This window comes from Mesorhizobium sp. WSM4813 (assembly GCF_055811555.1).
On the sequence record NZ_JBVVQU010000104.1, the window covers coordinates 1 to 10,690 of the forward strand.

Here is a 10,690-nt window from a genome sequence, read left to right on the forward strand (position 1 = left end):
AGAGGGTTCGGTCTCCCGTCCGCCACCGCACCTGCTTTCATAGCAGAGTCGGCAAGAAACAAGTTACAAGGGGGGTGGGCGGAAACGCGACGCTCAACGCTAAAGTTGCCGACGTCAGCCATGAACTGGGATGACGTCCGCATCTTTCTTGCGGTGGCGCGTGCCGGCCAGATCCTCGGCGCGGCCAAGCGGCTGGAGCTCAATCACGCCACCGTGTCGCGCCGTGTCGCCGCACTTGAGGATGCGCTGCGCACAAAACTCTTTCGGCGGCTGACCACCGGCAGCGAGCTGACGCCGGCGGGTGAGCGCTTCCTCGACATCGCCGAGCGCATGGAAGGCGACATGATTGCCGCGCGCTCGACCGTGGCGGGCGAAGGCGACGATGTTTCGGGCACGGTGCGCATCGGCGCGCCTGATGGTTTCGGCGTCGCCTTCCTGGCCAAACGCCTCGGCGCTCTGACGGCGCTTCACCGCGAGCTCACCATCCAGCTGGTGCCGGTGCCGCGTTCCTTCTCGCTGTCCAGGCGCGAAGCCGACATCGCCATCACCGTGGAGCGGCCGACCGAAGGCAGGCTGGTGGCGGGGAAGCTGGTCGACTACACGCTCGGCCTGTTCGCGTCCCGCGTCTATGCCGAAGCGCATGGCCTGCCCCAGACGCCCGCCGAGCTCGGCCGGCACACGCTGATCGGCTATGTGCCGGACCTCATCGTCAGCCCCTCGCTCGACTATGCGGCCGAGTTCGGCGCCGACTGGCGCACGAGCTTCGCCATCTCCTCGGCACTCGGCCAGGCCGAAGCGGTGCGCTCCGGCGCCGGCATCGGCATCCTGCACACCTTCGTCGCCCGTTCGATGCCGGAACTGGTGGCTGTCGACATTGTCGCGCCCATCCGCCGTGCCTACTGGCTGGTCTATCACGAATCGGTCAGGCCGCTGCGCCGCGTCCAGATCGTCGCGAGCTTCATCACGAAGGCGGTGGAACGGGAACGAGGCCTGTTCGTCTGACAATATTCATCCGACGCGTTTGAAATTATCCTCAAACCGCTGCAGTTGCGGCAAAGTGTGTGGAGCTTGATCCCAAGTGGCGCGGCAAGTTCCTTACTGCGCTCAAAGGCGGGGCTGGCTGAAGGACGCCTTCTGATCCTACCGCTGGTATCGCTCCGGTCCGAGGTCGCGGACATTGATGTCCGGCACCCGGCTCGAAATGATGTCGGCCAGGACCTTGGCCGAGCCGCAGGCCATGGTCCAGCCGAGCGTGCCATGGCCGGTGTTGAGATAGAGGTTGGAGAACTCGGTGCGGCCGATCAGCGGCGGCCCGTCCGGCGTCATCGGCCGCAACCCGCACCAGAAGGTCGCCGACTTCATATCGCCGCTGCCCGGAAAAAGGTCGCCAAGCGAATGTTCGAGCGTGCGCCGCCGCGATTCATGCAGCGTCAGGTCGAAGCCGGAAATCTCCGCCGTGCCACCGACCCGGATGCGGTCGCCGAGCCTGGTGATCGCCACCTTGTAAGTCTCGTCCATCACCGTCGACACCGGTGCTGCGGCAGCATCCTTGATCGGCACAGTGATCGAATAGCCCTTGACCGGATAGACCGGGACGGGTCGTTTCAGCGTGCGCATGAACTTGGCCGAATAGCTGCCCATCGCCATCACATAGGCGTCGGCAGCCTTCCAACCTTTGCTCGTATTGATGTTGGCGATACGGTTGCGCTTACGGACGATGCGCCGTATCTCCGTGTCGTATTCGAAGGTGACGCCGCGCGCCACGCAGAGCTCGGCCAGACGGTCGGTAAACATCTTGCAGTCACCGGTTTCGTCGCCCGGCAGTCGCAGGCCTCCGACGAATTTTTCACGCACCCCTGCCAGCCCCGGCTCGGCCGCAATGCAGCCGTTGGGATCGAGAATCTCATAAGGCACGCCGTATGTCTTCAGCACCTCGACATCGCCGGCTGTGCCGTCGAGCTGCTGTTGCGTGCGAAACAGCTGCAGCGTTCCCTTGGCGCGCTCGTCATAGGCGATACCCGTCGCCTCGCGCAGCGCTTTCAGCGTGTCGCGGCTGTATTCGGCCAAAGGCACCATCCGCGCCTTGTTCACCGCATAGCGCTCAGCCGTGCAGTTGCGCAGCATCCTGACCAGCCATATCCACATATGCCGATCGAGAGTCGGCCGCACCACCAGCGGACCATGCTTCATCAACAGCCATTTGATCGCCTTCAGCGGGACACCGGGACCGGCCCAGGGTGAGGCGTAGCCGGGCGAGATCTCGCCGGCATTGGCAAAGCTGGTTTCCAGCGCCGGACCCTTCTGGCGGTCGATCACCGTCACTTCATGGCCGGCCTCGGCCAGATAATAAGCGGTGGTGACCCCGATGACGCCGCCGCCCAGCACGAAGATCTTCATCGCATAGTTCTCCAGAACGACGTCTTGTCAGGGATTTTGGGGGCGGGGCATCGTGGCCACCTGTCTGCCGGATTTTACGGTGTCCGCCAAGTGCCCAAGCATGTCGCCCAAAAGCATGCCCTCGGGCTTGACCCGTGGTACGCAGCGGTTTTGGGACAACGAGATGCGTAAAAAAGTCCGCGCGCTATCCATTCACATAGCGCCGGTGAAAACGGTGTCCGAGGCTGGTCAGGATTTCATAGCCGATGGTGCCGGCATGGCCGGCCGCCTGATCCACCGTCTGCGACGGTCCGATCAGTTCGACGAGGTCGCCCGCCTTCAGCCGGTCGGGCGGCAGGGCCGAAATGTCGAGAACGATCGAATCCATCGATACACGGCCCAGGAACGGCAAACGCACATTTTCGAACCAGGCGGCGGAAGCCGCGCGTCGATGCCAGCCATCGGCATAGCCAAGCGAGATCGTTGCCGCGACCAGCGAATCGGTCACGTGAAAAATATGGCCATAGCCGACGCCGGCCCCCCTATCGAGGCTGCGCGTCTGGATGACTTTCGCCTGAAGCTGCACCACCGGCAGCATCGGATTTTCCTGCGCTGGCGTCGGATTGATGCCGTAGAGCGCCGCGCCGGGCCGGGCGAGGTCGTAGTGAAAGGGCTGCCCAAGAAAGATGCCGGAGGAATTGGCCAGCGAGGCCGTCGCTTTTGGCAGCATCTTGCGCAGCCGCTCAAATTCCAGCCGCTGCTGCTCGTTGGCCGGATCCCCGGGCTCGTCGGCGCGAGCGAGGTGGCTCATCACGAAGGTGACGTCGATACCGTCGAAAGCCTGCGGATCGGCAGTGACGGCCTCCACCTCGGCTGCCGCCATGCCGAGCCGCGACATGCCGCTGTCGACCTGGATTGCAGCCTTGAGCTTGCGGCCGGCTCGCTGCGCCGCCGCGCGCCAGGCGGCGAGTTGGCCGGCGCTGTTGATGACCGCGCCCAGCTCCGCGTCGACGGCTTCCCTTTCAGCGCCCGGCTGAATGCCGTTCAGCACATAGATCGCCGGACGTGAGCCAAGCGCCTGACGCAGCAAGACACCTTCGGCCAGATGCGCGACGAAAAAAGTAGCGCAGCCTTCGTGCGCCAGCGCCGCCGCCACTTGAGCCCCGCCGAGCCCGTAGCCGTCGGCCTTGACGACACCTGCGCAGCAGACGCCACCCAAACGCGCCTTGAGCCGCCGGTAATTTTGGCGGATGGCGCCGAGATCGACGGTCAATATGGCGCCGGCCGCCGCTTCGCAGATCGGGGCGGCTTTGACGGCGACCCTTTCAGAAAGAGATTTTTTGGAAGCGCCGTTCATGCCAACCCCGTCTGCAGCGGATTGGCCATCAATAAGGCCACCGCGCTGACGCGGCAACCGTGGTCGGCGCAAGCGCGGCTTGCGCCAAGCTACGCAACCAGATGCCGGAACGCCGCAACCACGTCCTCATAGACCTGACGCTTGAACGGCACGATCAGGTCGGGCAATTCCTCCATTGGCCGCCAATCCCATTTGTCGAACTCGGCGGCGTGGCCGCCCGGCGGCGGATTGATCTCAATCTCGCTCACGTCGCCGTGAAAGCGGAAGGCGAACCATTTTTGCGTCTGGCCGCGATATTTCCCCTTGAAGGCAATGCCGACCAGATGGGCCGGCAGGTCGTAATATATCCAGTTCGGCGCCTCATCCAGCAACGAGACGGTGCGCATGCCGGTTTCCTCGTAGAGTTCCCGCTGTGCCGCCTGCAGCGGCTCTTCGCCCTTGTCGATGCCGCCCTGCGGCATCTGCCAGAGCTGCGTCGTGCCGGCGAATTCGCTGTCCGGCTCGGCAACGCGATGCCCGACCCAGACCAGCCCGTCGCCGTTGAGGATCATCAGTCCGACACAGCGACGATAAGGCAGCATCTCGGGATCGACCGGTTTTTTCTTCGCCATGCTCAACCTTTTTCCGGATCCACCGCCACTGCCGAAATCGGCACGATCTCGATGCCGCGCTTCTTGGCCTCGCTCACCCAGGACGACACGGTATCGACCGTCAGGTCGAAGGCCGAGCCGATGCCGACGGCAAAGCCTTTCGCCCGCGCGGTTGCTTCCAGTTCGTCCAGCTTCTTCAATATGGCGCCGCGATCGCGCACGGCGTCGATCGAAATGTCGCCAGCGGCGAACGGCACACCGTTCTTCAACGCCAGTTCGGGCGCCAGGCTGCGTGCCGACGAGCCGTCGTCGACATAGGCCAGGCCGCGCCTGCCAAGCTCGGCCATCAGTGGCCCCATCGCCGCCGCATCTGCCGAAAAACGCGCGCCCATATAGTTCATGACGCCGGTGTAGTTGGTCGTGCGCGACAGCGCCCAGCGCAAATTCTTCAAATTCTCGTCCGCCGTCGCCGCGACCGTCAGCGTGTTGCGGCCGGGATTGACGTTCGGATAGTCGAACGGTTCGAGCGGCACCTGCATGACGATCTCATGGCCGCTCTGCCGCGCCGCCTGCATCCAGCGGCCGACGCTGTTGCCCTGTGGCGCAAATCCCAGCGTCACTTCGGCCGGCAGCTTGGCGATGGCCGCCTGGGTGCCGGTTTGCGACATGGCGAGCCCGCCGATAACAATCGCCACGCGCGCACCGCGCGCACCGGACCACGGCCGCGCATAGAGATCGAACGGCCGCCTTCCGTCGGCGGCACGAACCGGCAATGGGCCGGTTTCGCCGGCCTCGACCAGCGCCCTATCGGGAATATGCGCGATCCTCAGGTTCTGGCCGATCGTCGAAGGGTCGTGGATGACGATGGCCGCCCTGGGCGGACCATCGCCCGCTTCGGTCGGCATGTGGATGATCTGCGGCCCGCCTGTCTTGGACCCGCTCGTCTTGGATGCTGCTTCCTTCTTCGATGCCGGCTCAGTGGCCGGCGCTGCGGATTCGACCACCGCTGTCGTCTTCGGCGTCGAAACGGCGACTTCTTCCGGCTTCCGAAATGGCCTTTCGCGCAGCGCAATCGCGCCGGAGACGCCGATCACGGCCAGCACCAGGAGAGTGGCCGCCACCACGCCAGCGCTGATCCTGCGTGCCGCGCGCGGCGGCCGGACGGCCTGCCCGAGTGGGCGTTCGATGTCGTTGCCGATGTCAGCCAAGCCGCATCCCCAGCCGCGGTTCCCCCGAATCAAACTGCCGAGGCCTTGCGGCCTCGGCAGCATTACATCGCTTCGATCAGGCAGCCAGACCTGTTGTCCGGCTGATCGACTTTTACTGGTTCGGCACAGCCCCTACTGGTTCAGCACGGCCCCTACTGGTTCAGCACAGCCTTGTCCGGGTTCGGCGGGAACGCCGGATCGGTCTTCTCGCCGCGCAGCAACTGCTGGGCAAAGATAAGCTGCAGGTCGTCCTTCGGCTCCGGCGGCACATAGGCTGCCGAGCCCGAACCGGTATCGCCCTCGTCGCTGCCCTTGATGTGACCCTTGAGGTCCGACTCGCCGCGCGTCAAATCCCTGCCTTGCAGGTCCGGGGGCAACGGCTGGTCGACCTTGATGTCGGGCGTGATGCCCTTGCCCTGGATCGACTTGCCGGACGGCGTGTAATAGAGCGCCGTCGTCAGGCGCAGCGCGCCGTTCTCGCCGAGCGGGACGATGGTCTGCACCGAACCCTTGCCGAAGGACTGCGTGCCGACCACCGTGGCGCGGCGCAGATCCTGCAGCGCGCCGGCGACGATTTCGGACGCACTGGCCGAGCCGCCATTGACGAGCACGACCAGCGGCTTGCCGTCGATGTCGTCGCCGGGCCGCGCGTCGAAGCGGGTGACGTCCTTCGGATCGCGGCCGCGCGTCGAGACGATCTCGCCACGGGTGAGGAAGGCGTCGGACACGCTCACCGCCTGGTCGAGCAACCCGCCCGGATTGAGGCGCAGATCGAGCACGTAGCCCTTGAGCTTTTCGTTCGGCACCTGCTTCTTGATGGTGTCGATGGCGTTCTCGAGGTCGTCATGGGTCTTTTCGGTGAAGGAGGTGATCTTCATGTAGCCGATGTCGTTCTCGACCCGGAACTTGACCGCCTTGACCTTGATGATGTCGCGCACCACCGTCAGCTCGATCGGCTTGTCGGCGCCTTGGCGCAAGATGGTGAGCTTGATCGGCGTGTTGACCAGTCCGCGCATTTTCTCGACCGCGTCGTTGAGGCTCAGGCCGCGAACCTCCTCGCCGTCGATCTTGGCAATATAGTCGCCGGCAAGCACGCCCGCCTTGGCGGCCGGCGTATCGTCGATCGGCGTGATCACCTTGACCAGGTCGTTCTCCATAGTGACCTCGATGCCGAGGCCGCCGAACTCGCCCTTGGTCTGCACGCGCATGTCCTGCGCCTCTTCGGCGTTCATATACGAGGAGTGCGGGTCGAGCGAGGTAAGCATGCCGTTGATGGCGTTTTCGACCAGCGACTTGTCATCGGGCGGCGTCACATATTGCGCCCGCACCCGCTCGAAGATGTCACCGAAGATCGCCAGCTGCTTATAGGTCTCGGAGCCCGCAGCGTTCGCCGTCGAGCCGGGGGCGCCATAGACCAGGCTCATCGCGGATGCGCCCATCAGCGCACCGGCAAACAGAAGCGAAAGTTTCCGCATCATCTCACGTCCTTCCAGAGAAACGGTCCGCCCACCATGGGGTCGGATCGACGGGTTTTCCATCCTTGCGGAACTCAACATAGAGCTCCGGCGTGGCATTTCCATTCTTCGATGCCGAGGTGCTCGCCACCCGGGCCTCTCCCATCGCGCCGACCGGCTCTCCTGCGAGCACCGACTGGCCAGACGCGACGCTGATTCTGCTCATCCCCGCGAGAACGACATGATAGCCGTCACCTGCGTTCAGGATCAAGAGTTGACCATAAGAGCGAAAAGGTCCCGCATAAAGTACATTTCCGTCCGCCGGCGCGGTGACGATGGCTCCCGATTGTGTCGCAACCATGTCACCGAGCATCACTGCGCCATTACCGTCGCTGGCCCCGAACCGCCGCTTGATCTTGCCGGTGACCGGCAACGCGATCTGGCCCTGAAGCGCCGAAAACGGCGCCGCGGCAGTGAGCCGGTTGGCTTCCGGCACCGGCAGGGCCGCCAGTTCCGTCTGTGCCGGAGCCTTGTCGGCATCGGCGGCCTTCTGCTCGGCTGCCTTCGCCGCATCCGCCGCCTTGCGGGCTTTGTCGGCCTCGAGCGAGGCGATCAGTTCCTTCAGGCTGCCGGCCTTGGCCGCCAGTGCTGCGGATCGCTGCTTTTCCGCCGCCAGTGCCGTTTGCGTCTCGGCCTCGAGCTTCTGCTTGGCTTCGAGCAGCATGCCGAGCCGCTTCTTTTCCGCCGTCTGCTCGCCGACTGCCGCCGTCAGCCGCGCCCGCTCCGCCTCGATCGAGGCGGTCACCCGCGACTGCTCTTTGAGGTCCGTCAGCAATATCTCGGTCTGCTGGCGCAGTTCCGGCACCACGGCGCCGAGCAGAATGGCGCTGCGCACCGACGACAGCGCGTCCTCAGGCTTGACCAGGATGGCCGGCGGCGGATTGAGCCCCATGCGCTGCAGCGCAGCCAGCACCTCGGCCAGAACGTCGCGTCTGGCGGCCAACGAGGCGCGGATTTTCTGCTCCTCGCCCTTCAGCCCTTCCAGCTTGGCGCCGATGTCCTCGATGTCCTGGCCGAGCTTCTGTTCGGTCATCGCCGACTGGATCAGCGCCGCGGTGATCGAGGCATGGTCCTTTTTGACCGTCGCCATGTCGGCGGCGAGCTTGGCCAGCCGCTCGGACGACAGCGTGATCTCCTTCGATACCCGTTCGTACTCGGCGCGACTCTGGTCCGGGTCAGGCGCCATGTCGAGCCTGTTCTGCGCCCACGCGGCACCGAGCGACAGCACGAGCGCCGCCGCTGCCAGGCCGCAGCGTGCGCGCCAAAAGCCGGTTCGCGATTTCCAATCTTCAGACATTGAAGCCCGACTCTATGCGTGGCTTCGTTAACGAACCATCAACCATGTTCGAGAGCCTCGCCGACCGCAAACAGCCTCGTGACGCATTGAGGCGAAAATCCGGGCGGCTCACGCCAATCCACCGGTTTCGGGTTGGAACCTGCAACCGCTCACGAGCGGTGATAGGGATGGCCGGACAGGATTGTGGCGGCCCGGTAAAGCTGCTCGCCCAACATGACACGGACCAGTTGGTGCGGCCATGTCAGCGCGCCGAACGACACCATCAGATCGGCCTGATCGCGCAGCGACTGGTCGTGACCATCGGCACCGCCGATGGCGATGACAAGTGCCTTGCGGCCGCCATCACGCAACAGGCCGATGCGCCCGGCGAAATCCTCGGAGGAAAAGTTCTTGCCGCGTTCGTCGAGCAGCATCAGCGCGGTACTAGGCTGCAACTGCGTCTGCAGTTTCTGGCCTTCTTCGCGGCGACGCTCGTTGGCGGTCTGGGCGCGGCCCTCAGGAATCTCGACCACCCCTGAGAATTCGAGCCCTACGACCTGCCCGCTCTTGGCGAAGCGCTCGAAATACCGGTCGGCGAGCTGCTTCTCGGGGCCGGCTTTCATCCGGCCCACGGCATGAACGGTGATCTTCATCCCTGCCTCGAAGAGCCGCTAATGCATGTCACCAAAAGTGGTCACCGGTGTTGGGAAACGACATGCATCAATCAAATTCGGCTCAGTGGAGGGTCTCTTCCTCGAGGTCCGGCGCTTGCCACATCTTTTCGAGATTGTAGAAGTCGCGGACTTCGGGACGGAAGACGTGGACGATGACGTCGCCCGAATCGATCAGGACCCAGTCGGCTCCGGCAAGTCCCTCGACGCGCGCCGTGCCGAGCCCGGCATCCTTGAGCGCCTTGAGGAGATGATCGGCGACAGCCGAGACATGACGGTGCGATCGGCCGGACGCGATGACCATATAGTCACCGAGGCTCGATTTTCCCTGAATGTCGATTGAGACGATGTTTTCGGCCTTGGAGTCTTCCAGACTGGCAAGGACTGTCTTGATGGCGCGGGACACGGCGTCGTTTACGCTGATCCCGGCCGGCGAAGGCACGATGTCGGCCTTCTTCCAAAGTGCTGTTCTCAGTGTATTTCCTTTCGCAGCAAGAACAACCAAATCACCTTCAAAGCAGGTGACACCCCTTAGATAGGCAGAGTTGCGTTGCAGTTTCAAGACGGGAGCCCTGCTATAGCCAACGAAGAACCGTTCCTTCCGGTTCCGCAGTTGAAGAAAAATCGGAACTCTTGTCGCCTGGCCTGGGTTATCGGCGCATTGACCAACCGGATCCCCCTCATGCCTGTCGACCCTCAGAACGCTCTCCTCACCGTGCAGTCCGGCCTTGCGCAGCTCAGCGGGCTGATCGTCTCTTACTCCTTCTCGGCTATCGGCGCCGTCATCTTGCTGGTCCTCGGCTATACCGTCGCCGGCCTTGCCCAGCGCTCGATCTATGCCGGCCTCGGCCATATCCATGGCTTCGACACGACGCTGCGCCACTTCTTCTCGAGGATCGTCCGCTACGCCATACTGATCCTCGTCGTCGTCATGGTGCTCGGCCAGTTCGGCGTCCAGACAACCTCGATCATTGCCGCCATTGGCGCCGTCGGCCTAGCCATTGGCCTGGCGCTGCAGGGCACGCTGCAGAACATTGCCGCCGGTATCATGCTGCTGGCGCTGCGGCCATTCCGCATCGGCGAATATGTCGAGGTCGGCGCCATCGCCGGGACCATCGAGGAAATCGGCCTGTTCGCCACCACGTTGAGAACGGTCGACGGTGTCTACATCCTCGCCCCCAATTCGACGCTGTGGAACCAGCCTGTCCGCAACTATACGCGCAACGGTGCCCGACGTAGCGACATCACGCTGACCATCGGCTCCTGGAACGACATCGATTTCGCTCAAAAGACCATGCTGGGCGTCGCCGCCGCCGACCGACGCGTCAGGCGAGAGCCGGCGCCGATTGCCTTCGTGGCGACCGTCGGCGACAGCAACGTCGCTATCACCTTGCGCTACTGGACCTCGGCTGCGGATTACTTCGCCACCCAGATCGAACTCACCAAACGCGCCAAGCAGGCGTTCGACAGCGAAGGCATTTCTATACCCGCGCCGCCGCCGGAAGCGCCAGGGCAGGAAGTCGCCACCAGACAGTGAGATGACCAATCCCGTGCAGGTCTAATGCATGTCGCGCAAAAGTGCGCAGCGGTTTTGCGATAACGACATGCATAAAAACAACAACGCTAGAGCATCGGACGTTCAAGTGAGTCCATACCCTGCTGCTGTGAAGTAGTTTCTGCATTCAACTGGCGAGAACA

10 protein-coding genes are annotated in these 10,690 nt (G+C 63.8%); 2 read left to right on the forward strand and 8 right to left on the reverse strand.

Annotation, left to right across the window (positions count from 1 at the left end; genetic code table 11):
* Positions 1 to 120 precede the first annotated feature (120 nt).
* Positions 121 to 1,002, forward strand: coding sequence for a LysR family transcriptional regulator (locus AC0L25_RS31570; RefSeq protein ID WP_473599048.1), 882 nt, complete (start codon positions 121 to 123; stop codon positions 1,000 to 1,002).
* Between the two features lie 138 nt (positions 1,003 to 1,140).
* On the opposite strand, the gene AC0L25_RS31575 is transcribed toward AC0L25_RS31570, so the two are convergent.
* The 8 genes from AC0L25_RS31575 to rsfS form a co-directional block, all read right to left on the reverse strand.
* On the reverse strand, positions 1,141 to 2,397 hold the full coding sequence (locus tag AC0L25_RS31575) for a D-amino acid dehydrogenase (protein ID WP_473599049.1): 1,257 nt from the start codon (positions 2,395 to 2,397) through the stop codon (positions 1,141 to 1,143).
* A 184-nt stretch (positions 2,398 to 2,581) separates the two neighbouring features.
* On the reverse strand, positions 2,582 to 3,733 hold the full coding sequence (alr, locus tag AC0L25_RS31580; RefSeq protein ID WP_473599050.1) for an alanine racemase: 1,152 nt from the start codon (positions 3,731 to 3,733) through the stop codon (positions 2,582 to 2,584).
* A gap of 89 nt (positions 3,734 to 3,822) precedes the next feature.
* On the reverse strand, positions 3,823 to 4,344 hold the full coding sequence (locus tag AC0L25_RS31585; protein WP_473599051.1) for an RNA pyrophosphohydrolase: 522 nt from the start codon (positions 4,342 to 4,344) through the stop codon (positions 3,823 to 3,825).
* Between the two features lie 2 nt (positions 4,345 to 4,346).
* Positions 4,347 to 5,531 (reverse strand): divergent polysaccharide deacetylase family protein, encoded by a 1,185-nt coding sequence (locus AC0L25_RS31590; protein WP_473599052.1) that lies wholly within the window; start codon positions 5,529 to 5,531, stop codon positions 4,347 to 4,349.
* A gap of 152 nt (positions 5,532 to 5,683) precedes the next feature.
* A complete protein-coding gene (locus tag AC0L25_RS31595) occupies positions 5,684 to 7,009 on the reverse strand; it encodes a S41 family peptidase (RefSeq protein WP_352955198.1) in 1,326 nt (441 codons plus the stop codon).
* A gap of 1 nt (position 7,010) precedes the next feature.
* Positions 7,011 to 8,342: a murein hydrolase activator EnvC family protein gene (locus AC0L25_RS31600; protein ID WP_473599053.1), complete on the reverse strand. Its 1,332-nt coding sequence runs from the start codon at positions 8,340 to 8,342 to the stop codon at positions 7,011 to 7,013.
* A gap of 149 nt (positions 8,343 to 8,491) precedes the next feature.
* Positions 8,492 to 8,974, reverse strand: a complete 483-nt coding sequence (gene rlmH, locus AC0L25_RS31605) for a 23S rRNA (pseudouridine(1915)-N(3))-methyltransferase RlmH (RefSeq protein WP_473599054.1) — start codon at positions 8,972 to 8,974, stop codon at positions 8,492 to 8,494.
* An 82-nt stretch (positions 8,975 to 9,056) separates the two neighbouring features.
* On the reverse strand, positions 9,057 to 9,434 hold the full coding sequence (gene rsfS / locus AC0L25_RS31610) for a ribosome silencing factor (RefSeq protein WP_292168005.1): 378 nt from the start codon (positions 9,432 to 9,434) through the stop codon (positions 9,057 to 9,059).
* A 240-nt stretch (positions 9,435 to 9,674) separates the two neighbouring features.
* Here rsfS and AC0L25_RS31615 point away from each other — a divergent pair, with 240 nt between their 5' ends.
* The gene (locus tag AC0L25_RS31615; RefSeq protein ID WP_473599055.1) at positions 9,675 to 10,529 is read left to right on the forward strand and encodes a mechanosensitive ion channel family protein; all 855 of its coding nucleotides are present in this window, start codon (positions 9,675 to 9,677) and stop codon (positions 10,527 to 10,529) included.
* The last annotated feature ends 161 nt before the right edge of the window (positions 10,530 to 10,690 follow it).

Coding starts and splice junctions, on each gene's coding strand:
- AC0L25_RS31570 (WP_473599048.1), top strand. CDS start 121: ATGAACTGGGATGACGTCCGCATCTTTCTTGCGGTGGCGCGTGCCGGC.
- AC0L25_RS31595 (WP_352955198.1), bottom strand. CDS start 7,009: ATGATGCGGAAACTTTCGCTTCTGTTTGCCGGTGCGCTGATGGGCGCA.
- AC0L25_RS31585 (WP_473599051.1), bottom strand. CDS start 4,344: ATGGCGAAGAAAAAACCGGTCGATCCCGAGATGCTGCCTTATCGTCGC.
- alr (WP_473599050.1), bottom strand. CDS start 3,733: ATGAACGGCGCTTCCAAAAAATCTCTTTCTGAAAGGGTCGCCGTCAAA.
- rlmH (WP_473599054.1), bottom strand. CDS start 8,974: ATGAAGATCACCGTTCATGCCGTGGGCCGGATGAAAGCCGGCCCCGAG.
- AC0L25_RS31575 (WP_473599049.1), bottom strand. CDS start 2,397: ATGAAGATCTTCGTGCTGGGCGGCGGCGTCATCGGGGTCACCACCGCT.
- AC0L25_RS31615 (WP_473599055.1), top strand. CDS start 9,675: ATGCCTGTCGACCCTCAGAACGCTCTCCTCACCGTGCAGTCCGGCCTT.
- AC0L25_RS31600 (WP_473599053.1), bottom strand. CDS start 8,342: ATGTCTGAAGATTGGAAATCGCGAACCGGCTTTTGGCGCGCACGCTGC.